Genomic DNA, 23,835 nt, shown 5'->3' on the forward strand with positions numbered 1-23,835 from the left:
GAGGTCCGTATGGATATTGAGATTCGCCAACCGCTGTTCAGCGGCCACCTTGACGTGCGCGCGCTGTGGTTCGACTTGCCCCTGCTGGGCGAGGCCGAGGCGCGCCGCCGCGTGCTGGGGCACTGGCAGGCCGGGTCGCAGCTGTTCCAGGCCGGCGGCGGCTATCTGCTGGCCTGGCCGGCGCCGCGCTGGCGGCATGTGGAGTCGCTCGACGCGCTGGCATTGTGCCAGGTCGGCGACGTGCTCAGCAGCGCGCCGCTGACGGCGGCCGAACTGGGCGCGCTCCCGGCCGGCGCTTACTGGCTGGTGCGGGGCGGCGTGGCGCAAGCGGCGGTGCCGCAGGCGCGCGTCGATCCGGCGCCGTGGCTGGCGCTGGACGCGATCGCGCTGCGCCAGCCTTTGGCGCCGCCGCGTCCACCGGCCGAGACGGCCGTGCAGGTCCCGATGGCGCTGCATGAAGTACTGGGCGAGGCCATGCCGGTGCGCAGTGCCGACAGTATCGTGTTCGAGCAGAAGGCGAGCGAGCGCATTCGGCGCGACCCGCAGGCCAAAGACACGCCGCAGCCGTCCGGCGCGGGCGCCGCCGAGCTGGCCGCCGGCGCGGCGCTCGGCTTGCTGGGCCTGCTGGCGCGCGGCCTCGGCGCCGGCCGCGCGGCGGGTCCGGCGCAGGGCGCGGGCGCAGGGCAGGGCCGCAGGGTGGGCGCGGGACATGTGCCAACGTACGCTACGGGCAAGCGTAGCGCGAAGGCCGCGGGCAAGGACGCGCAGGAGAGTGCGGGGCAGGACGACGGCGCCGGGCCAGGCCGGCGCGCCGGGCCGGGGCCGTTGGCACGCCGCCTGTCGGCCTTGATGGCGCGCCTGGCATCGCTGACCCGGGTGTCGACAGTGCTGGGCTGGCGCCAGGCCACCTACCTGCAGCATTTGTTCGACCTGTTCGACAAGGGCGACCTGGCCGAAGCGCTGCGCCGCGCGGTGCCGATCGATGCGATCGGCGGCGCGGCGGCGCCGCAGGCGCTGGGCAGGCCGCGGCCGCGCACCAGCCTGACCGTGCGCGGCCCGAGTCCGTCGGCGCCGTCGATCGGCCTGGCGGACGACCTGGTCGCGCGGTTGCGCGAAAAATACCGGCGCAGCTTCGAGCAGCTCGAGCGCGAAGGGCGCATCGACGAAGCGGTGTACGTGCTGGCCGAACTGCTGCAATGTCCGCTGGAGGCGGTCACCTATCTCGAAAAGAAGGAGCGCTATCTCCAGGCGGCGCAACTGGCCGGCACCGTGGAACTGGCGCCGGCGGTGGCGGTGCGGCTGTGGCTCCTGGCCGGCGAGATCGAGCGCGCGGTGCGCGTCGCGCGCCTGCACAACGATTTCGACGCCGGCGTGCGCCTGCTCGAAAGCGGCGACAGCGAGCACGCGGCGCCGCTGCGGCGCGCCTGGGCCGAGTACCTGGCCGCGCGCGGCGACCTGATGGCGGCGATCGATGTCATCTGGCCCTTGCCCGAGCATCATGCGCTGGCGCTGGGCTGGCTGGTGCAGGCCGAGCGCGGCGGCGGCACCCTGGGCCTGCAGGCGCTGGCGCGCAAGCTGGCGCTGATGCCGGGCACCCTGCGCTCGAGCGCGGCGGCGATCGAGGCGCTGCTGGCGGCGCCGGGCGAGGAAGGCGTGCAGCGGCGCGCGCGCATGGCGACGGCGCTGGTGGCCGCCTTGCCGGCCTCGGACGCCACGCGCCGGGTGGCGGGCGCGCTGCTGCGCCTTGTACTGCCGGAACGGATGGAAGGCTTGAGCCGGCTCGACAAGACGGTGCTGGTGCAGCTGGCCGACCTGGCCGCCAGCGACGCGCTGCGCGCCGACCTGCCGCTGTTGTCGACCAGGGACGATCACCCGGCGCCGGGCCTGCCGCTCGGCGGGCGCAGCGAGCCGCTGGCGCTGCGCCTGGAAGAACGCGGCCTGATGCCGATCCACGACGCGCGCGCGCTGCCGGACGGCGACTATCTGCTGGCGCTGGGCGAGAGCGGGGTGGTGCGGATCGGGCGCGACGGCGTCCAGCTGGCCCATTATCCGGTGCCGGCCGCGCACCTGGTGATCTCGCACAACGGCACACGCGCGCTGGCGCTGATGGGGCGCGAGCGCACATACCGGGTCAGCCGCCTGGACCTGATCGGCGCCAGCGTGTCGGACTGGCTCACGCTGGAACTGAAGCACTGGTCGCCCGATTACGATGGCGTGTCGTGGAACGTGGCCATGGAGCGGCGCCTGGCGGTGCTCGACACGGGCGCGCCGCGGCAAAGCATCGTGTGGCAGGTGGCGGACTTGCCGGGCCCGGTGGTCAGCTATGCCGACCGGGCCGGCGCGCTGACCATGCTGTTGCAGGTCGACGACGGCATCGAGCAGTGGTCGTACGAGCAGCCGGGCCGCCACCTGCGCCAGCGCGACTGGTGGAGCGACATCGCCTGGTACGAGGGCATGTCGATCCTGCCGGGGCCCGCGGGCGAGGCGCCGTATCTGGCGACCGCCGACTGGATGAACGAGCAATTGCTGGTGGTCCAGCATGGCAAGCCGACGCCGGTGACGGTGGCGCTGGGGTCGAACACGCCGCGCACCGTGCTCATCGACGGCAAGTGGCTGGTGCTGATCGCGGCGGTGGAACAGGCGGTCTGCTGCCAGATCGTCACCCTGGCCGATGGCAAGCTGCGCGCGCGCGTCGAATTCGCGCAGGACGATGAGGCGCGCTTCAGTTTCCACGACGGACGCCTGCTGGTGTTCGACCGGGCCGGGCGCCTGGTCGACATCGATTGCGCCTCCGGGCTGGCGCACAGCCTGTGCCTGAGCTGAGCGGGGGCGGCGGCATGGAAGAGACGGACAATCCCTACGCGGCCCCGGCGCCGGGCGCGTTCTACACGCCCTCGGTGTTCGGCCTGCACGGGCGCATCGGGCGCGGGCGTTACCTGATGTATTCGCTCTTCCCCACCTGCGCCACGCTGCTGCTGCTGGCGCCGACGTTCATGGTTTACTGGATTTTCCTGATGGCTGTCGTGATCGGGCTCGCGCTGCTGGCCTTGCTGTCGCATTTGCTCATCGTCGCCGCGCGCCGCCTCGACGACCTGGACCGTCCGCGCCGGTGGAGCCTGCTGCTCGTGGTGCCGGGATTGAACCTGCTGTTGGTGTTGTATCTGCTGGGCGCCCCCGGCGATCCCGGGGCGAACGCGCACGGCCCGGCGCCCACCTCGGGCGTGGCGGCCTTGACCCGGGGGGCGTGGCTGGCCTGTGCGCTGCCGCCGTGTATTCTGCTGGCCCTGTACCTGCTCGCCGCTCTCACACTGCCGGTATGATATGGCAAGCGTTTCAGCTTGAAACGACGCCAGCGCCAACGCTGGGCCACTAACGGGAGCGAGACCATTGGATAATCCGTACGCAGCGCCGGCATCGACGACACCGGTGCCGGATCCGCGCGCCAGCTACACGCCGACGCCGTTCAGCCTGGACGGGCGGATCGGGCGCTTGCGTTACCTGGTGTATGGTTTTTTGCCGGCGCTCGTCTTGCTGATCGTGCTGGCGTTTCTGATCGGCCAGTTCGGCCTGGGCCAGCGGCGCGGGCTGGTGCAGCTGCTTGCACTGGGGACAGCGCTGGCCGCGCTGGCGATCGCGCTGGCGATGACGCGGCGCCGCCTGCACGATCTGGCACGGCCGGGATGGTGGGCGCTACTCATGCTGGCGCCGCCGCTCAATCTGCTGCTGATCGGCTATCTGCTGTACCGGGCCGGCGACGGCGGCGGCAACCGCTACGGACCGCCGCCGTCCGGGAACACGACCCTGGTGGCGGCGGGGATGTGGGGCATACTGATGCTGGGGGTGACGCTGATTGCGGCGCAGTTCGAGATCGGATGAGGCAGGCCGAGGGGTGGCGCGATGCCGCACCCGGCCGCCTACAGCTGGCCGCTTTCCTTGATGTCGAGGTAGCGGTTCACCAGCGCGGCGCTGAGCTGGTCGGGGGTGATGTCGATCAGGCGCTCGGCGCGGATGCCGAGGCGCCGGATGGCGTCGCGCCGCTGCTGCAGGTAGTGCACCGTGGCGCTGTAGCGCAGGGCGCTGGCGAAGGTGTCGACCTGTTTCGCGCGGGTGCCGTCCATGACTTTTTCGCGCAGGCTGGCGCAGATCACCAGGTGCTTGCTCGACATCAGCTCGCAGGCCGAGCGCAGCGCCGTGTCGTCTTCGTCGCGCAGGTTGGTGATGATGACGACAAAGGCGCGCTTGCTCAGGCGATTGAGCAGGTTGCTGGCCGCTTGCAGGTAGTCGGGCGCCATCTCGGCCGGCTGCACGTCGTACACCCCGGCCAGCAGGCGATCGAGCCCGTTGCGGCCCTTGCTCGGGGCCAGCCAGCGCGTCTCTTCGCCGCCGAAGGTCATCAGGCCGACCGCGTCGCCCTGTTTTTGCGCCAGGAAGCCGAGCGTGAGCACGGCGTTCAGTGCGTGGTCGAAGTGGGTGGTGACGTCGTCGCGCGCCAGCATGCGGCGCCCGGTGTCGAGCAGGAACACGACTTGCTGGTCGCGTTCTTCCTGGTATTCGCGGGTGATCGGCTTCTGGCGCCGCGCGGTCGCCTTCCAGTCGATCGAGCGCATGCTGTCGCCGTCGCGGTATTCGCGCAGCTGGCGGAAGTCGGTGCCTTCGCCGCGGCGGCGCTTGCGGATCGCGCCGGCCGCCGGCGCGCGCCGGTCGGTCGCCGAGAGGGTGTGCCCGAGCAGCTTGGAAAAGTCGGGGAAGACCTTGATGTGCGATTGCTCGCCCAGGCGGTGCAAGCGCTGCCACAGGCGCAGCGGCGAGCGCACGCGCAGGTGGGCCGCGCCAAAACCGGCCGGGCCGCGCTGGTCGGGGCACAGGGTATAGGTGACGGCGGCGTAGGCGCCGGGCGCGATCGCGCTGGTGTGCGGCAGGCCCTGCATGCCCCAGCCGGCCGGATAGTCGTCGTACAGGTCGAGCGCGAGCGCGCGCGTGCCTTCGTTATGGAGCTTGAGCGTGACCTTGTTCCAGGTCCCGACCGGCCACACGCCGGCCAGCTCGCGCTCGATGCGTACGTGCGGCGTGGTGCGCGAGATCCAGGCGTCGGCGCAGGCGGCCACCAGCGCGGCCAGCCCGGCGCCCTGCCACAGCGGCACCAGCGCCGGCACATGGCTGGCGGCCGCGCCCAGCAGCGCCCAGCCGCCGGCCAGGGCCAGCAGGGTGCGCGACGGCATCAAGGCGTCAGCCACGCGGAGCGGCGATTTCTTCGATCAGGCCAAGCAGCAGGTCGTCGCTGGAGAGGCCATCGAGTTCGCTTTCCGGGGATACCGCGATGCGGTGGCGCAGCACGGGCAGGGCGGCCGACTTGATGTCGTCGGGCGTGACGTAATCGCGTCCGCAGGTCAAGGCCATGGCGCGCGCCATGCGCACCAGCGCAATGGACCCGCGCGGACCGGCGCCGATGGCGATCCCGGGCCAGTCGCGCGTGGCGCGCACCAGCCGCACGGCGTAGGCGGAAACCGCATCGTCGACGCGGATCTTGGCCACCAGCTGCTGCAGCACGACGATGGTTTCGGGCTTGACCAGGGTGGCCACCTGGTTCACATCCAGGCCGTCGCCGACGCGGTCGCGCGTGACCATGCGAAGCATCTGTTCTTCTTCCTCGACGCTCGGGTAGTCGATCCGCACCTTGATCAGGAAGCGGTCCAGCTGCGCTTCCGGCAGCGGGTAGGTGCCTTCGTTTTCCAGGGGATTTTGGGTGGCCAGCACCATGAACGGCGGCGGCAGCTGGTGCGATTCGCCTTCGATCGTCACCTGGCGCTCCTGCATCACTTCGAGCAGCGAGGACTGGGTCTTGGCCGGGGCGCGGTTGATTTCGTCGGCCAGCAGCAGGTGCGAGAACACCGGGCCCTTGCGCACGCTGAAGGACTGGGTCTTCATGTCGTAGACGGCGTGGCCCATGACGTCGGCCGGCATCAGGTCGGGGGTGAACTGGATGCGCGAAAAGTCGCCCGAGAAGGTCTTGGCCAGGGCCTTGACCAGCAAGGTCTTGCCGAGGCCCGGCACGCCTTCGATCAGCACATGGCCGCCGGCCAGGCAGCAGGCCAGCACCTGGTCGACGACGGCCTGCTGGCCGATCACGGCGCTGCGGATTTCCTCGCGCATGCGCTGGACGATGCCGATCGCCTGGGTCAGACGGTCGGCCGGAATGGCGCTGGCGGCGCTGCTGGCGATGCTATCGTTCATAGTGATTTCTCAGTGTTTGTAGGGTGCGGATCTGGCGTGTGAATCGGGTGACGTGGCTGGCGGCATCCTGCTGCAGGGCTTCGCTGACGTCGGCTTCAGGGATGGCGCAGGTGCGCGCCAGGGTGGCGAACAGCTCGCCCTCGGGCATGCGGAACAGGGCCGGGACGCGGCGCCGGATCAGGGCCAGGGTGTCGTCGCGCGCCGCTTCGAGCAGCATCTGGCGCCCGCCGTCGGCTTTCCACAGCCAGGCGCCGGAGGCGTCGATATGTTCGAGCAGCGAGCGCCGTTCGGCCTTGGGCGCCGGCAGGATCGGGCCGAAGCGGCGCACCGCGCTCCAGAACAGCAGCGCCAGGCAAACCGCCAGGCTGACCAGGGCCAGCTGGTAATGGCGCCACAGCGCCTTGTACCACGGCAGCACGTTGAGGCGCTTGACGATGGTGACGTGCTTGCCCGGCGTGAGTTCGGTCAGCGCCAGCAGCAGCTGGGCGTGGTCGCGCTCCGGCAGCTTGCTGTTGGTGAAGAAGCCGTTCGCGACCAGCACGATGCGGCCCTTGCCTTCGCCGTACACGCGCACGGCGCCGCCATCGTCGTCGCTCCACAGGGGGGCGGCAGCGCCGACCAGGCTGACCATTTCGGTGGTCCCGGCGTCGAGTTCGAGCGCGTACTGCTTGCCGGGCAGGGTCAGATGGCTGAGCGCCTGTTCGCGCGCCAGCCTGGCCTTGGCCATCGCTTCCGGCTTGTTCTTGTCCTTCTCGTCCGGCTCGGTGCGGCACTTGCAGGCCAGCGCATCGGGGCGCGCGCGCACGCCGAGGTGGTCGGTGAGCGGGTCGATGTCGTGGTCGGCTTCGTCATCAGTCGTTTCTTCGGCGGTCTTTTCCTCGTCCGCCGCGTCAGCCGCCGGCGCTTCATCGGTGGTGCTGGCGTCTTCGCCGGCCGCCGCTTGCGGTTCCGCTTCTTCTTCGGTCGCTTCTTCGGTCGCTTCTTCCGACTCTTCTCCCGCCTCGTGTTCCGCTTGCTCTTCGTCGCTGTAGGCGATCAGCGCTTCTTCGGCCGGCTTGATCCAGCGCGGTTCGGCGATCAGCGTGTTGCCGCGCCGCACCCACTCGAGCAATTCGCGGGCCTGGTCGGGCGTGGCCGTGCCGGAAGCGCCGCTGACGATCATGGTGCCGCCAGCGGTCTGGGGCACCACCAGTTCGCCCAGCGAGCCGGCGCCGGTAACGCTGCGGCCGTTCTGGCGCAACAGGCGCGTGGCGGCCAGCATCGGGTCGGCCGCGGCCGCAGCCGACTCGTGCTCCACCGAGGTCCAGCGCAGTTCCATGTTTTCGTGCCACCACCAATAGCCGAAGGCGCCGAGGATGAGCAGGACGAAGGCGATCAGGATGCCTTTTGCGCTGTCGCTCATGGCGTCACCTCGCGTACCGCGCCGAACTGGGCGTCCCATGCGGCGCAGCAGGCCAGCAGGACGTCGTCGCCCGGCCAGCGCGCGGCGTAGGCGCCGTTCAGCCAGAGCGTGGTGGCGCTGTCGGCCACGTCGAGCCGTGCGCGCGCCAGCCGCCCGCGCTGCTCGGCCTGGCGCGCCAGGCGCAGGCAGTCGCCTTCGGTATTGCCCTGGCGCAGGGCCAGCGCATCCTCGGTCACCAGGCGCGACAGGGTGGCGCGGTACAGCAGCGCCAGCGCGGCGCGCTGCTCGCCCCTGGCCCAGAAGGCGCGCACTTCGTCGGTGACGTTGGGCGGCAGCGATTCGGCGCGGATGTTCAGGCCGCCGATTTCGGTGGCCACGCGCACCTTGGCGGCGCGTTCGAACGCCGGCAGATGGTGGCGGTAGCGGTACAGCAGCCAGCCCACCAGGCCGATGGCCAGCGCGATGACCACCATTTTGAAGATGTCGGCGGCAAAGTTAAAGTTGACCGACGGGAAATTGAAGTCCTCGTCCTTGTCATCTTTCTTTTTCTCCGGCTCCTTGCTCTTTTCCTTCATGCGCCAGATTTCGGTGCAAGCGTAGCCGCGCAGGTCGTCCGTGGCGTACAGCTGGTCGATCTGCTTGCGCACGCCCGCTTGTTCCGGTGCCAGCAGCGGACCGCGTTCGGGCCGGCGCGGGCCGTCCTTGGGCGGTTCGCACTTGGCGGGGCCGGCAACTGCTGCGGCGGGCGCGGTGGCGGCGGCCGGGGCGGCGAGGGCCGGCAGCGGCAGGCTGGCGGCCGACAGCAGCACGCCGGCGCCGGCCAGCGCCAGCAGGGCCGACAGGACCGGCGCGGCGCGCGTGCGCGCGGCCGGACGCTTCATCTGGCGCAGCTTGATTTCGATATCCCACGCTTCCATGCTGGCGCGCCGGTTCAGGTACAGGGTGAAGCAGCAGGCGGTGTAGACCGGCGCCATGATGGCGGTGGCCATGCCGAAGGCGCCCAGGGTCATCAAGGCCACCGCCATGGTCTGCGGGGCGGCGCCGTCGGCGGTGACGTACAGGATGAACGGGTTGGTGGTTTTGCCGTCGCTGATGAAAATCCCGATGAAGCCGAGCACGCCGAGTTGCAGCACCATTTCGAGGTGGGAGCAGACAATGCCGAACCAGGCGGCCGAGGAGGCGGTGCCGTTGTTGCCGAGCGTGGCGCGGCGCAGGTTGGCGACGCGTCCGCGCGCGCCTTCGAGCATCCAGACCGGATGCGACAGGCCGCGTCCGGGGCTGAACGGACGGCCCCAGGTAAGCAGGCGAAAGGCGCCGCCGCCGATCTGGCGCGGCCAGGCGCGCACCGCTTCCTGCCAGGTGACGGTGGTGCCGAACACCTGGCGCGAGAGCACGTACAGCGGCGCGCGTTCGAGCAGGGGCTTGAACCACCACGCCAGCAAGATCCAGGCCCAGCCCAGGTCGGGCAGCCAGACGGTGAGCGCGGCGCACAGCGCCAGCAGCGGCAGCCACAGGACCAGGAAGGACATGTAGGCGGCGCTGGCGTGCGAATGCAGCAGGGAAAAGCCCAGGTCGAGCGCCTGGGCATTCGTGCGCGGGCGCAGTTCGATCTGCAGTTTATCGATTTGCATGGCGGCCTCTTATTGCTTGCCGCGGCCGGCGAACAGGAAAAATCCGATCACCAGCACCCAGCAGGTGCCGCCGACGGCGTATTTGACATTGATCGGTACCACGCTCGAGGCCGACCAGAAGGCTTCGATGAAGGCGGCCAGGAAGGTCATCAGGCTGCCGCCGACGATCACCGGGAACATGGTTTGGCTGGTTTCGTACAGGGCGTGGGCGCGCGTGCGGCGGCCCGGATGGATCAGCGCCAGCCCGAGGCGGATGCCCGACATGCCGCACAGCAGCAGCCCGGTGACTTCGACGCTGGCGTGGGTGATCACGAACGACCAGAACTGGTGCGCGGTGGCCGGGTCGCGGCTCAGCCAGGCGGCGATCACGCCCAGGTGCATACCGTTGAAAGCGACGCTGACGAGGGCTGGAATGCCGCCGAAGATGCCGCCGGCGAAGGTGCGAAAGCCGATCGAGACATTGTTCCAGATGTAGTGGCCGAACATCATCACATCGCCCTCGCTGCCGCCGCGTCCGACGCTGGTGCGGCCCGGCTGGTACATCTCGCGATAGTCGGCCAGCTGGCTGGCCGAGGCGAAGCTGTAGGCCCACTGCGGCTTGAACCAGACCAGCAGGCCGACGCCGAGCGCGACCCCGAAAAAGGCCAGGCAGGTCAGCAGCAGCAAGCGCCATTCGGCGCGCACGCGGCACGGGAAATCGACCAGCATCCAGCGCACCAGCGTGTTGGGGCGCTCGATCGCGGTGCCGTACAGGCGCCGGTGGCAGGCGCCGACCAGTTTTTGCAGATAATCGGTGAGGGCCGGCGAATAGCCGCGCTGGCTCGACAGCGCCAGGCACTGGCACAGGCGGCGGTACAGGGCCGGCAGCGCGCGCTGGTCGGTACCGGCGCCCTCGAGCAGGGCGCTGATTTCGGTCCAGAGGGCGGCGTGGTCGGCTTCGAACTGTTGCTGTTTCATTTGTTAAAGCCTGCCACGTAGCCGCGCATGCGTTCGACCGAATCGGCGCCCTGGGCGCCGGTCAGCGGTTCGGCGATGGTGCCCAGCTCGGCCATGCGGTCGAGCGGCAGGCGGTTTTCGCGTTCGAACAGGTCGACCAGGGTGCGCTGCTGGTCCGGGCTGAGCGGGAAGGGCAGCGGCAGCGGTTCGGCCGACGGCGGGGTCGGGCGCGGCATGGGTTTTTCGACATAGATGACCTGGGTGCCGGCCACGATGTCGCCCAGGCGGCGAAAGCGCGCATCGAACAGCATGCACACCAGGCCGGTGGCGTACAGGAACGGCAGGAAGTCGGCCACCAGCAGCAGGTTGCGCAGGGTCGATTCGCGCCAGCCGACCGGCAAGCCGTCGCTGCGCACCACTTCCAGGCCGAGCGCGCGCTTGCCCAGCGTGCGGCCATTGAAATACACTTCGCTGATGATCGGATAGCCCCAGTAGGAGACGAACAGGATGACCAGGAACAGGCCGCTGCCGAATTTGCCGCTGGGCGTGATCAGCTGGGCCAGCCCGCAAAACAGCAGCCAGACCACGACATCGATCAGCCAGGCGGCCGCGCGCAGGAAGGGGCCGGCGGGCGTCAGTTGCAGGCTCACGCCTTCGGGCGTGGTCAGGGACAGGCGGCCGTCTAGCAAGCGTATGCCTCTTTGCGCTGCGCGAATGCGACTGAAGTGATGACCGCCATGCTTATACCGTGTTAAATTTACTGTAGGATGTATTTATTGTAACCAAGAAACGATGTAAGCATGGCAAAAATGTGAAAATCACAGCGCATTTGTTGGGAATGGACCACTTTTGCTGTCATGTTGCGGGCTTTTTCGTGACATCGGTGCAAGGCGTGCCGGTGACCGACGCTGCGAGTATACTGCGCCCGCGCGGGTCGCGTCACAGATTATCGGGTGGACTTTTTGAATAGAAAACTGATTATTGGCGTGTGTATTGCCGCCGCCGCGGCCTCGGTGGCGCAAGTGCCGGACAAGCATGCGGCATCGCCGTCCGCTACGCTGGCGTTTCCGCGCCATTTGCTGGCCGATGCCGGCAGTTGTCCGCTGCCGGCGTGGCCGCGCGACGCGCTGCTGTACGATTTGCAGGGCAGCAGCACGGTGTCGTTCGCGATCGGGGCCGACGGTGCGGTCGAGCGTGCGCGCTTGCTGCGCAGCAGCGGCTGGAGCGTGCTCGACGACGCGGCCCTGCGCGGCATTGGCGCCTGCCGTTTCAAGGCCGGACTGGACGCGGCCGAACGCGCCGGGCCGTATCCGATGCAGTTCGCCTGGAAGCTCGACGGCGCGGCCGGCGTGGCGCCGCGGCTGCTCGTCGGCAGCTGCCGGCCCTCGGCGCATTTTGCGCGCTTTGTCCCGGACGCGCTGGCGTCCGGCATGGCGTCCGCTACGGCGTCCAATGCGGCGCCGGGCAGCGCCAGTGGCGTGCTGGTACGCTTCTTGGTGGGCGAGGGCGGCGTGCCCGGGCGCGTGGTGGCTGAAGCCGAGGGACAGCCGCCGGCGCTGGTGGCGGAGGCGCTCGACTTCGTCCGCTCGTGCCGCTTCGATGACGACGACACTCCCGGCGAGCGCAGCGCCAGCATGACCGGCCGCGTCGTCGAGAGCTGAATTGGACATCGCGCGCCTTGAAAACAAACTGATCGTCATCAGCGAGCCGGCCGGCGTGGCCGCCTACGACTTCGACATCGGCCTGCACGTCGCCTGCACCCATCCGTACCGGATCGACGGAGAAGAAAGCTGCGTGCTGCGGATCGGCCCGATTGCCGATTACGCGGCCGAGTTCGACGACAAACTGGCCATGGGGCTACGGCTGGTCAATTCGCCGCAGGAGCACGTGCGCGCCAGCGAACTGGAAGCCTGGTACCCGCTGCTCGGCGCGCTCACCCCGCGCACCGAGGTGTTCGACAGCCTGCCATCGGCCGACGCGATCGAAGCCGGGTTCGCGTGGCCGGTGTTCATGAAAGGCTCGCGCCAGACCAGCAAGCACAATCCCGAGCTGTCGGTGATCCGCAGCCGCGCGCACTACGCGGTGGCGGCGCAGCTGTACCGCGCCGATCCGATCCTGCACTGGCAAAAGCCGGTGATCCGCGAATTCGTGGCGCTCGAAGCGGTGCCTGGGCAGGTGGCCGGAAAGGTCCGGCCCTCGGTCGAATACCGCTCGTTCTGGTGGCACGGACACTGCGTGGGCTGGGGGCGCTACTGGAACCAGGTGGCGCCGTACGCCTGCGCCGACGAGCATGCCGGGCGCGCTCTCGCCGCGCAAGCCGCCGCGCTGGTGGCGGTGCCGTTCCTGGTGGTCGACGTGGCCAGGACGGCCGACGGGCGCTGGATCGTCATCGAATGCAACGACGCCCAGGAATCCGGCTACGCCGGCATCGCCCCGCAACTGCTGTGGCGCGCACTGCTGGCGCGCATCGACGCCTGATTCTTCCTTCGGCGCCGGCTTTCGTTTCCCAACCGGGGTCAGAGCTCTGACTTGAAATTTTGCAAAATCTAAAAACCTTCAAGATCGCGCATGGCCGTCGTATTTCGCCAAACTACTCCAATCGGCATGTAAAACAGCCGGTTTGTTGATCGGGCTGCTTAACAATGTTTCGAGTCAGAGCTCTGACCCCGCTTCGGTTTGTTGATCGGGCTGCTTAACAATGTTTCGAGTCAGAGCTCTGACCCCGCTTCAGAGCTCTGACCCCGCTTCAATGTTTCGAGTCAGAGCTCTGACCCCGCTTCCCGCTTCAAAAAAGAAAAGGGACGAAGCGAAACGAAAAGGCGCTGAGGGCGCTTATCTCCAGGTGGCGCGGTAGGCTGCGAAGCGGCTGGCGGAGGCGGGGCTGTTGAGCGGCTCGATGACGTCGTCGCTGCAGTCGCCATCGGCCACGCAGAATACGACCGACACCGCGTCGCGCTCGGCGCCGCTGCCGAACACGCCGTCGTCGGCCAGCTGGCGCAGCGCCTCGGCGCAGGCGCCGAAGACCCAGGCGCGCAGGGCGTCGATGTCGACCTCGTTGGGTAGGTCGCGGTGGTAGGGCAGGATCATGCGGTAGGCAATGTCCAGGTAGGCGCCTTCTTCGAAGAACGACCATTCCTGCGGCGCCCAGCGCATGTCGTCGCCGCCGCCGTCTTCGGCCAGCGCCTCTTCGCTGTTGGCGACCGGGACGATGGTCATGGCGCTTTCGTCGCTCATCAGGGCGAAGCCGTTCATGGCCTGGTCCGGATGGGCCGCGCGCATGGCGTTGAAGGCCTTGCGGGCGCCGTCGCGGATTTCGGCCGCCAGCAGGGCGGCGTCAAGCCGGTTCAGGTCGATCTCGAGCTGGCGCGAGAGCGTGAAGCCGGCGGCCACGGCCTCGCCGCACAAGGCGTCGTAGCGCGCCTGAGCGGCGGCCGGGCTGGCCAGTTCGTCGAGGCCGTCCGTGCCCCAGGTTTCGGCCATGCCGGTGGCGTGCCAGACGGCGTTGCCAAGCAGGCGGACTTCGAAGAACTGGCGCGGTTTGGCGCCGATGTGTTTGTGGAAAAGCGACCAGTTGGTTGTCATTGTTGCGTGTCTGATTTGATAGTGGAGAATGTGGGGGAAGCGTCAGCTTTCCATCTGGACCGAGGTGACGGTGCCGTCGAGGTCGGCGTACACCACGATGATCTGGTCGCTCGCCATGCCGGCCAGCCGGTAGTCGAGCACCATGTAGGTGTCGTCGCTTTCCCAGTAAAAGCCGATGCGTTTGAGGCGCAGCGCGGCCAGTAGCTGGTCCACGCCGATCGCGTGCTTCACGCCGCTGCCGAAGCAGGCGGCCAGTTCGCCGGTGGAGCATTCGTCCAGATGGTACTCAAGAAAACGGAAGCTGCGTGCCCGTTCGCCGCTGGCGAAGTCGGCGCGGATGCTTGCGCGGGCGCCGGCGTCGAGCGCGGCGACGTCCGCCAGCATGGGCGCCGCTTGCGCCGCCACGCCGCCGATGGCGTGGCCGTCCCGGGCGTGGAAGTCGATGCGCAATCTGCCCAGCGGCGAGTCGGCCTCGTGCCACCAGTCCGGGGCCCCGGCATCCGGAAAGCCGGCCTGGCCGAGCAGGGGAAGCGAGATCGTGGTCATGGATTTCCTGATAAATAGCGCCGTGGCGCGGGCAAGCCTGTTTCGGCAAGAAGTATGCAGGCCGCGCCCGCTTCTGTCACGCCCAATCTGGGATGCCGGCCTGTCCCGCCTGCTCGCGGGCCAGGTCGATGAAAGCGCGCAGCTTGGGCTGATGCTGGGTCCGCACCGGAAAGTAGAGGAACAGCCCGCTGGTGGTTGGCACGAATGGCGCCAGCACCCGTTCGAGCCGGCCGGCCTCGATATCGGCAGCCGCTTCCATGTCGGGCAAGTACGCCAGGCCCATGCCGGCCAGCGCAAACTGGCGGATCAGGGTGGTGTCGTTGACGATCACGCCGCCGCGCGTGTCGACGTGGAAGGCCTGGCCGTCGCGCACGAAGCCCCAGCGATGCAGCGCGCCGGAATCGGGGAAGCGGTAGCGCAAGCTGTGGTGCGCCGTGAGCGCTTCGGGTGTGTCCGGACGGCCGCAGCGCGCCAGGTAGGCGGGCGCGGCCAGCACCGACCAGCGCAGGTCGGCGCTGAGGCGGACAGCGACCATGTCCTGGTCCACCGACTGGCCGAGCCGGATGCCGGCATCGAATCCGGCCGCGACCAGGTCGACCGTGCCATCGTCGAGCGCGATATCGAGCGTGACGTCCGGGCAGCGCTGGCGGAACCGTTCGGCCAGCGGGGCAATGCTCAAGGCGCCCAGCGCGCGCGGCATGGTCAGGCGCAAGGTGCCGCTGGGCCGGCCGTTGGAGGCGTGCAAGGTGGCGAAGGCATCGTCGATCTGGCCGACCGCGCCGCGCAGCATGCCCGCGAGCGCGGCGCCGGCTTCGGTCAGGGCCACGCTGCGGGTGGTGCGCCGCAGCAGGACGGCGCCGTGGCGCGCTTCGAGCAGCTTGACCGCCTTGCTGACGGCGGTGGTGGTCACCCCGAGGCGGGCGGCGGCGGCCGTGAAGCTGTTCAGGTCGGCAACGGCAAGAAAGGCGCGCAAGCCGTCGAAGGAAGAGTCTGTCATTGTGATTGTGAACTGGAAGTGCAAAGGCTATGAAGCATTATGCTCTTTTTATTGATGATCGCGCCAGCTACGATGGAAGCTCTTTCGACACATCAAGGGGAAACACCATGACACTTCAGCTTGCCACTCCGATTGCTACCTACTTTGCGGCTGCGAATGCCGCCGATTCAGACCAGCTTGCCTTGTGTTTCGCGCCTGAGGCCAGCGTGCGCGACGAGGGACACACCATCCATGGGCGCGCGGCGATCGCCGCCTGGGCCAGCGCCTCGCAGCGCCGCTACGGGGCCGTGGCCACCCCGCGCACGGTGCGCGACGACGGCGCGGACGTGGTCGTCACCGCCGATGTGAGCGGGAACTTCCCGGGCAGCCCGCTGCCGCTGCATTATCATTTCACGCTCGGCGAGTCCGGCATCGCGGCCCTGGCGATCACGCCGTGAGCGATGCCTGCGCCGGGCCGGATGTTGCATTAATCTTAACATGGCCTATGATGGCGCTTCTTCAACACGAGTGAAAGCGGCGCCATGTCCATCCCGGTCGACAGCAGGTATTTGCAGGTCTTGTTCGAGGGGCATGGGATGTCGAGCGAGGTGCTTGACGGCTGGGTGCTGCCGGAAGGGCGGCGCCCGGCCATCCGTGCCGAGTGGTACCCGAACCGCAACGGGTTTTCGGGCGTGTTCAATGTGCGTGTCCTGATGCCCGATGGCCAGGAGTTCCAGGAGGCCTGCTCCGGCATGGGAACCGGCGACGACGGCATCGACGATGGCTTCGTCAAGTTTACGGAAAACGCCTTCCATGTGCTGCTGGCCGCGCTGTGGGGGCGCGACCAGGAGGAGCAGGTATGCACCGAGGTGCTCGCTACGCGCGACGGCGCCTGCACGGCGTATCTTGGCCCCTTCCTGGCACGCGGCACGGCGCACTTTCCGCCGGAGCTGCCGGAGCGCATCGAGGAGTGCATCAGGCAAGCGAGCTTGCCGGCCGAGATCCACTGGTTGCGTTTTTTCTTTGGCAACGACGACGGCACATTCACCTTCGAGGCGCTCAACAACGGCGAGCCGTGGGACGACGGCCTGCGTGCGCTGGAAGGCTGCGCCTGGACGCCGTCCGAGCACTACTACACGGTGCGCACCTTCATGGTGCTGCGCCGCGTCGCGCCGGGGTAGGCGCAGGCCAGCCCAGTGTCCCGAGTCAGAAATTCGTTGAATAAATATGGCGATAATCGCGCCGATACCGCGTCACAAATGCTCGCCAGGCATTTGCCTGTCTGCGCTTTGTTCCTTGTCTCGGTGCGATTTCGCCATGTTTAATCATCAACGAATTTCCAACTCGGGACACTAGCCCAGCGCTTCCAGCGCGGCCTGGTCGACCTCTTCGGCGCGTTCCGCTGCGTTCGGGTAGGCGGCGAGGCGGCGCAGGTCGGCGGCCAGCGCAGCGCGCAGGGCCGGCGAGCGCATGAGCACCTGGCGGATGAGGTTGGTTTTCCAGATGCCGTCATCGCCATCGAACACTTGCCTGATGGCGGGCGCGAGCGGCGCGCCGATGCTCGCCAGGAACGGCGCGAGTGGCTTGGCCACCGGCCAGTTCGTATCCCGCATCCACTCCAGCAGGGCGGGCAGCACGGGGAGCACGGCGGGCCAGCCGGCTGCGATGGCCGCCTGCACGGCGTCGAGGTCGTGCTTATCGTCGGGAATCAAGGGCGAGGTCGGGAGCATGGGGTATGGGCTGGACGCCGTTGCCGGCAACAGCGGCAACGGTAACATGAGCGAGCGCTGACGGTCAGCGCGCGCCGGTGCCGCCGGTCAGGGCGGCCGGCAGGTTGTCCACGTTGTCGAGCTTGTACGGGAACAGGGGGGTGTCGCCAAATACTTTGGCGCCGCTATCTTTGTCCGGATCGGTGGCCGACTTGCCGGTGTAGCGGTTGGAGGCGATGTTGGCGTCGATGAAGGCGTCGTTGTTGCTGGTCCAATGCGGCTTGGCGGTGTTGGCGAAGAAGTTGCCTTCGATTTTGACCTGGGCCCCGGCGCCGGCGCCGATGGCGAAGTAGGGCACGTCCAGCCAGTAGTTATTGAACAGGTGGGTGCGCGAGGCGGCGCCGTCGAGCTTCGGATTGCGGCCGGAGGTCTTGTTCCAGAAGTTGTGGTGCAGGGTCACCTGCGAGTTGCTGAAGGCGTTGGTGTAGTGGTGCTGGTTGCCGCATACGGCCGGGTTGGTGCCGTCGAACCGGTTCCAGCTCAGGGTCACGTTCTTGCTGTCCTGGATGTCGATGTGGCCGTCGCTGATCAGGTTGAAGCGCACATGGTCGACCCAGACGTGGCTCGACTTGCTGATGGTGATGCCGTCGCCGCCTTCGACCAGGCCGGGGTTGATGTTTTCGATGGCCAGGTTGCGGATGATGACGTTCTTGGCGCCGGAGAGATTGAGGCTGGCGCCGATGATGCGCGCATCCTTGTTCAGGCCGACCAGGGTTTTGTTGGAGCCGACCCGGATCGCGGTTTCATCGCGCGCACGCATGAAGCGCGTTTCGCTGGTCGAGCCGAGTTCCTTGCAGCTCTGGGCGCCGACCGGGATCCGGTAGGTGCTCTTGCCCGGGTCCTGGTAGGTCGGGCAGGCCACCGCGCAGGTGCTTTCGGAACGCATGGCGGTGCGGCAATCGATGGTGGTGCCGGCGGGAATCTGGATCACGGCGGCGGCGCTCGATTGCAGGGCGCCGCTCAGGGCGCTGCACGAGGTCACCGTCACTGGCGCGCTGTTGCCGCCGCCGGTGGTGCTGCTCAAGCCGTCGGCGCCGGGCTGGGCCGCGAAGCCGTCGGGAGCGGCTTGCGCCGTCGCGCCGCAGGAACCATTGGTGGGGTTGAAGAACCAGCGTTGCAGGCCGCTGCCGGTATCGGTGGCCTGGTAGGCGCGCGTGCCGCTGTTGTTGTCGGCCACGGTGAGCGACTTGCTGGAGTGGCGGGCGACGACGTTGTAGCCGCCGCCGCTCGATTTCTTGAGCAGCCATTGCTGGTTCTGGGCGCCGCTGGCGTTCCACTGGATGATGCGGGCGCCGTCGCTGGCCGACAGGTTCAGCACGTCGAGCAGCAGGCCGCTGTGTTTTGCCTGCATGGTCCAGTAACCGTTGCCGGCGTCGCGCAGCGTGAATTGCTGGTGGGCGCTGGCGCCGTAGCCCCACTGCTGGACTTCGGCCGCACCCTGGGTCGAAGCGGCCACCACGTCGAGCGCTTTGCCGGAGGCGGCGTTGACGATGCTGTACACCCCGCCATTGACCACGGCGGCGTTGCAATTGGCGGCGCTGGCCGGGTTGGCCAGCAGGCACAGGGGAATGGCGAGCGAGGCGGCCAGGGAGGTCAGACGGCGCGCGGGAAGCAGGCGCGCGGTAAGCAGTTGCGGCGCGTCTGGAACAGGAAAATCGGTCATGGGGGCAGAACTCCGGGATGAGTTGTCAATCGGGCTACGCAAGGGGTTCGCTTGTGTTGGCGAAATGAAAAGAAAACGATGCTATCAGCAAAGTTATGCATATAAATATATGCATTTTCTCGTCAGCCATGCCGTATTCGTATGCCTGCGTTGGCGCGCCTCCCGGATCACGCGCTGCAGGGCAGGGCGCGGTCGAGCTCCTCATGCTTGCCGCGCCGGAGCAATTCCCGGATCTGCGCCGCCGGCAGCGGTTTGCCGTAGTGATAGCCCTGCGCCTTGTCGCAGCCGTTGGCGCGTAAAAATTCCCCTTGTTCCTGCGTTTCGATGCCTTCTGCCACGGTTTCCATTTTCAGGCTCCGGGCAAGGGCGATGATGGCGCGGGTGATGGCCGCGTCTTCGGTGCTGTGCGGCAGGTCCTGCACGAAGCTGCGGTCGATCTTCAGCGCACTGACCGGGAAGGTCTTGAGGTAGCTCATCGACGAGTAGCCGGTGCCGAAGTCGTCGATCGCCAGCGCGATGCCGGCGCGCTTGAGCGTGTGCAGCTTGTCGATCACGCTGGCCGAGGCGTCCATCAGCATGCTTTCGGTCAATTCCAGTTCCAGCCAGCGGGTGTCGATGCCGCTGTCGTCGACGATGGCCAGCACCGAGGCGACCAGCCCGTCTTCGCTCAGCTGGCGCCCGGACAGGTTGATCGACATGCGGATGGCGTGGCCGTCGTCATGCCAGGCGCGCAGCTCGTGGCAGGCTTCGCGCAGCACCCATTCGCCGATCGCCACGATCATGCCGGTTTCTTCGGCCACGGGAATGAAGTCGGCCGGGCTGATCATGCCAAGGTCGGGATGGATCCAGCGGATCAGCGCTTCGGCGCCGCAGATGGCGCCGCTGCGCAGGTCGATCTGCGGCTGGTAGTACAGCACGAATTCCTTGCGTTCGAGCGCGCGGCGCAGGTTGTTGTCGAGCGTGAAGCGCTTGCGCGCGTCTTCTTGCATGCTGTGGGTGAACAGCCGGCAGGCGTTCTTGCCGCTGTTCTTGGCGTAGTACATGGCGCTGTCGGCGTATTTGAGCAGCTCGTGCATGTTGGCCGCGTGGTCCGGATAGACGCTGATGCCGATGCTGGCGCTGATGTGGATCTCGTGGCCGGAGATGGCAATCGGCTGGGCAATCTTGAGCAGGCATTTTTCGGCCACCATGGCGGCATCCTCGATCTGGTGCACGTTTTCGAGGATGATGGCGAACTCGTCGCCGCCGATGCGGGCGATGGCGTCGCCGGCGCGCAAGGTGTCGGTGAGGCTGCGCGAGACCAGGCGCAGCAGGTCGTCGCCGATATCGTGCCCGAGCGTGTCGTTGACGGCCTTGAAGTTGTCGAGGTCGATGAACATGACCACGGCGCGCTCATGGCACTGCGCGGCGCGCGCGATGACCGCTTCGAGCCGGTCGTTGAAGAAGTGGCGGTTGTGCAGCTGGGTCACATTGTCGAAGTGGGCCAGGCGGTCGAGCTTGACCTCGACCCGCTTGCGCTCGCTGATTTCGGCCTCCAGTTCGCTTTCGCGCTTCTGGATGCGGTCGAGCATGGTGTTGAACGCGGTCGACAGCATGCCGATATCGGCCAGCGAACTGACCTCGGCGCGGATCGCGTAGTCGCCCAGGCGCGAAATCTGCGCGCTGGTGTCGGACAGCGCGCGCAGGGGATCCGTGATGAAGCGCTGCAGGCGCGACAGTACCAGGTGGGCGATGGCGAGCACGGCGAGCATGACGGGAATGGTGAGCGCCAGGTACAGCGCGAGCTGGTGGTAGACGCTGTCGAGCGAGCTTTGCACGATGAGCGTGCCGAGCCGCTGGTGCTGGACGATCAATGGCGCGGCCACGGTGACGTGGCGCCAGGACAGGGTGGAGTCGCTGGCGCTGGCGCTGGCCCGGCGCGGCGCGAGCGGCAGTGCCTGCCCCGCGCCGGCGTCGCGCAGGTAGCTGGCGAAGCGGCCGCTGGCGTTGTCGTAGACCACGGCCGACTGCACATCCGGCACCACGCGCAGGGCGGCCAGGATTTCGTTGGCGGCGAGCTGGTCGCCGAACAGCATGGCGGCCGACATGTTTTCGCTGCCCATGGCCGCTTGCGCCTGGGTCTGGCGTACCAGGGCCGAGGTGAAGAAATAGCTCTGGATTCCGAGCAGGAACAGGGTCGAGAGCAGGATCACGGTGCCGCTGGTGACCAGATTGGCCCATTTGAGCTTGGTGCTCAGGGTTTGTTTCCTGCGGTTGCGCTGCCATGGGCGTTTCATGATGGGTCCGTTTGGTGGGTTCAGTACACGGCGCGCGCGAGGCGCAGCACTTTGGAGCTGAGCGTGATATTCGCGGCGCGCGCCGCCTCGGCGTTGAATTCGAAGGCGATGCGCTTGTCCTCGACGCCCAGTTCGACCATGATCCCCTGGCGCGCCGCGCCCTTCGCGTCCGACACGGTCAGCACGCCTTCCTGCCGGGCCGACTGCGCCAGCAGGGCCACGCTGTCGCTTTCGGAGGCGCTCACGAAGACGATCTGGCATTGCTTGAGCGCGTCCCCGCCCGAGCGCGGGTAGGCGATCGTCATTTTCGCTTCGCCCAGTGGTTTGCCCTCCAGGCTGGCGAGCAGCTTGCCGAAGGGATCGCGCCCGAGCACGCACAGCCTGACCAGGGGCGCGTCCGGATTCGGGAAGGTGCTGAACAGGGCGATGTTGTAGATGAATGCCGCTTTCGCGGCATATTCCGCGGCGGCCTGGGCTTGCGCCTGGGCGGGCGCGGGCAGCAGCAGGGCCAGCGCCAGGGCGCAGAAGCGCCGCCGGCGGGCGGCGCGCACGGGAGCGCAAGCGGGAGCGGGCACGGCAACGGGAGCGGCGCTGGGCTTGGGTCTGTGGCGCATCATCGGAAGGTGTAGCTCGCCTGGATGCGCCAGCTGCGTCCATCCTGGGCGATGGCGTTCAGGTAGCGCGCCGGCGAGCCGCTGTCGTAGTGCTCTTCGCTGGCCGAATCGGCGTAGTGCTTGCCGAGCAGGTTGTAGATGCTGGCGGACAGTTCGACGTGTTTGCCCAGCGCGCCGCTGAGCACGGTCAGGTTGACCAGGCCGAAGCCGCCCACCTGGCCGCCGGCCGTGGTGCGGCGGCGGCTGGTGAACTGGCATTCGAGCGCGGCGCGCAGGGTATCGCCCCAGAGTGGCTTGGCGTAGTTCAGCTTGAACAACTGGCGCGGCGAGTTGCTCAGCCATTCACCGCTGGTGCCGTTGTGCGCGTATTGCAGGCTGATGCTGGTCTTGAGCGAACTGCCGTCGTTGCGCAGCCATTCGGCCTCGAACTCGGCGCCTTTGGAGCGCGCCGAATCGATATTCGAATGAAACAGCCGGCTGTCGAGCGGGTCGGTGGTGAGGGCGACCAGATCGGTGAGGCGGTACTGGAACAGCGAGGCGGTTGCCCTGAAATTTTCGGACGGAAAATATTCGCCGATCAGTTCATAGGTCTGGATGCGCTCCGGTTTGAGTCCGGGATTGAGCTTGTAGCCGGTGCTGGTGGCGTAGTGGCGCTCGTAGGAGTTGGGCGAGCGGAACGCGGTGCCGTACAGGGCTTTGAGCGTGCTGTGCGCGGCCGCTTTATAGATCAGCGCGAGGCGCGGATTGCTGTTGCCGCCGCCTTCGTCGTCGTGGTCGTGGCGCAGGCCGGCGTTGAGGATGAGCCGTTCGCCCAGCCGGAACTCGTCCTGCACGTAAAGCCCGGCGCGTTTCTTGGGGCGCTCGCTGAGCAGATACGATGCGTAGGGGGCCAGGTCGTAGTTGATCATCGTGCGCTTGTGGTCGCTGGCGTACTCGGCGCCGGCGATGATCTTGTGATTGCGAAATGCCGTGCTCAGCAGGCGCAATTCGGTGGACACGGTGCGGCTTTCGGCGGCGTCGATATTCACCGTTGCGCTGTCGGCGACGTAGATGTAGGTGCCCTGGTAGCGGTAGTTGCGCAGATTGACGCCGGCGTGCACTTCCAGGGTCGGGCTCAGCGCCGCCTGCCAGGCCGCGCTGGCGGACACGTACTCGTCGCTGGTCTGGCTGCGCGGATCGTTGAACTGCTGGCCGTAGGATGCGGTCGGGATGCCCTTGGTGCGCCGTCCGGCATAGGCGCTGGCCGAGAAGCCGCCCCAGCTCAGCCTGGCAAAGGCGCGCTTGTAGAGGTCATGGTCGAGCTGGCGCGCCACGCCGAAGTTGGGGGCGCCATCGTCGTATTCGGGAAAGTACTGGTCGCCGCCCTTGCGTTCGAGCCAGGACGCGCCCAGCAGCAGGTCGAGCCCATTGGTGTAGCCGAAGCCGGTGGCGATGCGGGCCTTGCGCGTGGCGGCGCTGGCGGCGCTGGCGGCCAGGGTGGTGCCCTGGAGCGCGGCGCCGGTCTTGGTGATGACGTTGACGACGCCGAAAAATGCGCTGCTGCCGTACATGGCCGAGCCCGGTCCGGGCACGAATTCGACCCGCTCGACCAGGCTGACATCGATCGGGAATTCGGTGCCGACGGCGCCCTGGTCGTACACCATGTCGTTGAGGCGGCGGCCGTCGACCAGGATCAGCAGGCGGGTGTTGAAGTCGCCCGGGCGGCCGGAGCCGCGCGTGCCGACGTAGCTGTAGTTGCGGTCGTCCGTCACGTAGACCCCGCGCACGCTGCGCAGGATGTCGGCCAGCGAGCGGTAGCCGAAGCGGCGGATGTCGTCGGCGGTGATCACCGACACCGACGAGGGCGCTTCGCTGATTTTCTGGGCGAACTTGGAGGCGGTGATGATTTCCAGGTTGAGCAATTGTTCGATCGGCAAGGCGTTCAGGTCTTGCTGGTAGTCGGGCTCGGCCACGGCGGGCGAGGCCAGGCTGGCCAGCGCGGCGGCGAGCGCGACGGCGCGCAGGGGAGGGTTCGGTGTCGGAGTCATGTCCAGGTCCTGCGCTGTGGCCGCCAAGCGATGCCGGGGCGGAAGGCCCGCGTGCTTGGTGCGGGAATGTTTCCAGTGGTCAACTTAGTAGTCCAGTGTAAGATTGTCCGACACGCAGCTTGTTGATTAAGGTTAAGCATGGGACTGCGGGGTGGGATTGCCGCAACAGCGCTGGCGGGCCG

At 67.8% G+C, this 23,835-nt stretch carries 21 protein-coding genes; 7 read left to right on the plus strand and 14 right to left on the minus strand.

The window, feature by feature from the left end; genetic code table 11:
* Positions 1 to 9 precede the first annotated feature (9 nt).
* From F2P45_RS09130 to F2P45_RS09140, 3 genes are all read left to right on the plus strand, one after another.
* The gene (locus F2P45_RS09130; RefSeq protein WP_166873158.1) at positions 10 to 2,823 is read left to right on the plus strand and encodes a bpX6 domain-containing protein; all 2,814 of its coding nucleotides are present in this window, start codon (positions 10 to 12) and stop codon (positions 2,821 to 2,823) included.
* Positions 2,811 to 3,320 (plus strand): DUF805 domain-containing protein, encoded by a 510-nt coding sequence (locus F2P45_RS09135; protein ID WP_187367157.1) that lies wholly within the window; start codon positions 2,811 to 2,813, stop codon positions 3,318 to 3,320. The genes F2P45_RS09130 and F2P45_RS09135 overlap by 13 nt, the downstream gene beginning before the upstream one ends.
* A gap of 67 nt (positions 3,321 to 3,387) precedes the next feature.
* Complete coding sequence (locus tag F2P45_RS09140) at positions 3,388 to 3,876, plus strand: DUF805 domain-containing protein (protein ID WP_166873161.1); 489 nt, start codon at positions 3,388 to 3,390, stop codon at positions 3,874 to 3,876.
* 38 nt (positions 3,877 to 3,914) lie between these two features.
* On the opposite strand, the gene F2P45_RS36080 is transcribed toward F2P45_RS09140, so the two are convergent.
* Genes F2P45_RS36080 through F2P45_RS09170 form a run of 6 tightly spaced genes read right to left on the minus strand, consistent with a single transcriptional unit; the run spans position 3,915 to position 10,889 of the window.
* Positions 3,915 to 5,234, minus strand: coding sequence for a DUF58 domain-containing protein (locus tag F2P45_RS36080; RefSeq protein ID WP_166873164.1), 1,320 nt, complete (start codon positions 5,232 to 5,234; stop codon positions 3,915 to 3,917).
* Positions 5,227 to 6,231 carry an AAA family ATPase gene (locus tag F2P45_RS09150; RefSeq protein ID WP_166873167.1) on the minus strand — a complete coding sequence of 335 codons (1,005 nt, stop codon included), beginning with the start codon at positions 6,229 to 6,231 and terminating at the stop codon, positions 5,227 to 5,229. Before F2P45_RS09150 ends, F2P45_RS36080 begins: the two co-directional genes overlap by 8 nt.
* Entirely contained in the window at positions 6,221 to 7,633 is a 1,413-nt protein-coding gene (locus F2P45_RS09155) for a DUF4350 domain-containing protein (protein ID WP_166873170.1), read from the minus strand. Before F2P45_RS09155 ends, F2P45_RS09150 begins: the two co-directional genes overlap by 11 nt.
* The gene (locus F2P45_RS09160) at positions 7,630 to 9,264 is read right to left on the minus strand and encodes a hypothetical protein (protein WP_166873173.1); all 1,635 of its coding nucleotides are present in this window, start codon (positions 9,262 to 9,264) and stop codon (positions 7,630 to 7,632) included. The genes F2P45_RS09155 and F2P45_RS09160 overlap by 4 nt, the downstream gene beginning before the upstream one ends.
* Before the next feature lie 9 nt (positions 9,265 to 9,273).
* The gene (locus F2P45_RS09165) at positions 9,274 to 10,221 is read right to left on the minus strand and encodes a stage II sporulation protein M (RefSeq protein WP_166873176.1); all 948 of its coding nucleotides are present in this window, start codon (positions 10,219 to 10,221) and stop codon (positions 9,274 to 9,276) included.
* Positions 10,218 to 10,889 (minus strand): RDD family protein, encoded by a 672-nt coding sequence (locus F2P45_RS09170; RefSeq protein WP_166873179.1) that lies wholly within the window; start codon positions 10,887 to 10,889, stop codon positions 10,218 to 10,220. The genes F2P45_RS09165 and F2P45_RS09170 overlap by 4 nt, the downstream gene beginning before the upstream one ends.
* A gap of 273 nt (positions 10,890 to 11,162) precedes the next feature.
* Here F2P45_RS09170 and F2P45_RS09175 point away from each other — a divergent pair, with 273 nt between their 5' ends.
* Both F2P45_RS09175 and F2P45_RS09180 read left to right on the plus strand, forming a co-directional pair.
* Positions 11,163 to 11,861: an energy transducer TonB gene (locus F2P45_RS09175; RefSeq protein WP_166873181.1), complete on the plus strand. Its 699-nt coding sequence runs from the start codon at positions 11,163 to 11,165 to the stop codon at positions 11,859 to 11,861.
* A 1-nt stretch (position 11,862) separates the two neighbouring features.
* Complete coding sequence (locus tag F2P45_RS09180; protein WP_166873183.1) at positions 11,863 to 12,678, plus strand: ATP-grasp domain-containing protein; 816 nt, start codon at positions 11,863 to 11,865, stop codon at positions 12,676 to 12,678.
* A 354-nt stretch (positions 12,679 to 13,032) separates the two neighbouring features.
* On the opposite strand, the gene F2P45_RS09185 is transcribed toward F2P45_RS09180, so the two are convergent.
* The 3 genes from F2P45_RS09185 to F2P45_RS09195 form a co-directional block, all read right to left on the minus strand.
* Positions 13,033 to 13,782, minus strand: coding sequence for a DUF4303 domain-containing protein (locus F2P45_RS09185; protein WP_166873185.1), 750 nt, complete (start codon positions 13,780 to 13,782; stop codon positions 13,033 to 13,035).
* Between the two features lie 42 nt (positions 13,783 to 13,824).
* Positions 13,825 to 14,328, minus strand: coding sequence for a DUF2004 domain-containing protein (locus F2P45_RS09190; protein ID WP_166873187.1), 504 nt, complete (start codon positions 14,326 to 14,328; stop codon positions 13,825 to 13,827).
* Between the two features lie 76 nt (positions 14,329 to 14,404).
* Positions 14,405 to 15,325: a LysR family transcriptional regulator gene (locus F2P45_RS09195; RefSeq protein ID WP_166873189.1), complete on the minus strand. Its 921-nt coding sequence runs from the start codon at positions 15,323 to 15,325 to the stop codon at positions 14,405 to 14,407.
* Positions 15,326 to 15,432: 107 nt separating this feature from the next.
* Between F2P45_RS09195 and F2P45_RS09200 the strand changes: the two genes are divergently transcribed.
* Both F2P45_RS09200 and F2P45_RS09205 read left to right on the plus strand, forming a co-directional pair.
* Positions 15,433 to 15,762, plus strand: coding sequence for a nuclear transport factor 2 family protein (locus tag F2P45_RS09200; protein ID WP_166873191.1), 330 nt, complete (start codon positions 15,433 to 15,435; stop codon positions 15,760 to 15,762).
* An 84-nt stretch (positions 15,763 to 15,846) separates the two neighbouring features.
* Positions 15,847 to 16,485, plus strand: a complete 639-nt coding sequence (locus tag F2P45_RS09205) for a DUF6348 family protein (protein ID WP_166873193.1) — start codon at positions 15,847 to 15,849, stop codon at positions 16,483 to 16,485.
* 171 nt (positions 16,486 to 16,656) lie between these two features.
* On the opposite strand, the gene F2P45_RS09210 is transcribed toward F2P45_RS09205, so the two are convergent.
* The 5 genes from F2P45_RS09210 to F2P45_RS09230 all read right to left on the minus strand — a co-directional run bounded on the left by F2P45_RS09210 (position 16,657) and on the right by F2P45_RS09230 (position 23,653).
* Positions 16,657 to 17,034 (minus strand): DUF5071 domain-containing protein, encoded by a 378-nt coding sequence (locus F2P45_RS09210; RefSeq protein ID WP_166873195.1) that lies wholly within the window; start codon positions 17,032 to 17,034, stop codon positions 16,657 to 16,659.
* 64 nt (positions 17,035 to 17,098) lie between these two features.
* A complete protein-coding gene (locus F2P45_RS09215) occupies positions 17,099 to 18,736 on the minus strand; it encodes an RICIN domain-containing protein (protein ID WP_166873198.1) in 1,638 nt (545 codons plus the stop codon).
* Positions 18,737 to 18,903: 167 nt separating this feature from the next.
* Positions 18,904 to 21,012: a putative bifunctional diguanylate cyclase/phosphodiesterase gene (locus F2P45_RS09220; RefSeq protein WP_166873201.1), complete on the minus strand. Its 2,109-nt coding sequence runs from the start codon at positions 21,010 to 21,012 to the stop codon at positions 18,904 to 18,906.
* A 20-nt stretch (positions 21,013 to 21,032) separates the two neighbouring features.
* Positions 21,033 to 21,629, minus strand: coding sequence for a YfiR family protein (locus F2P45_RS09225; protein ID WP_229504986.1), 597 nt, complete (start codon positions 21,627 to 21,629; stop codon positions 21,033 to 21,035).
* Positions 21,626 to 23,653 (minus strand): TonB-dependent receptor plug domain-containing protein, encoded by a 2,028-nt coding sequence (locus tag F2P45_RS09230; protein WP_166873204.1) that lies wholly within the window; start codon positions 23,651 to 23,653, stop codon positions 21,626 to 21,628. The genes F2P45_RS09225 and F2P45_RS09230 overlap by 4 nt, the downstream gene beginning before the upstream one ends.
* Positions 23,654 to 23,835 lie beyond the last annotated feature (182 nt).

It is taken from the genome of Massilia mucilaginosa (assembly GCF_011682145.1).
GTDB classification, from domain to species: domain Bacteria; phylum Pseudomonadota; class Gammaproteobacteria; order Burkholderiales; family Burkholderiaceae_D; genus Telluria_A; species Telluria_A mucilaginosa.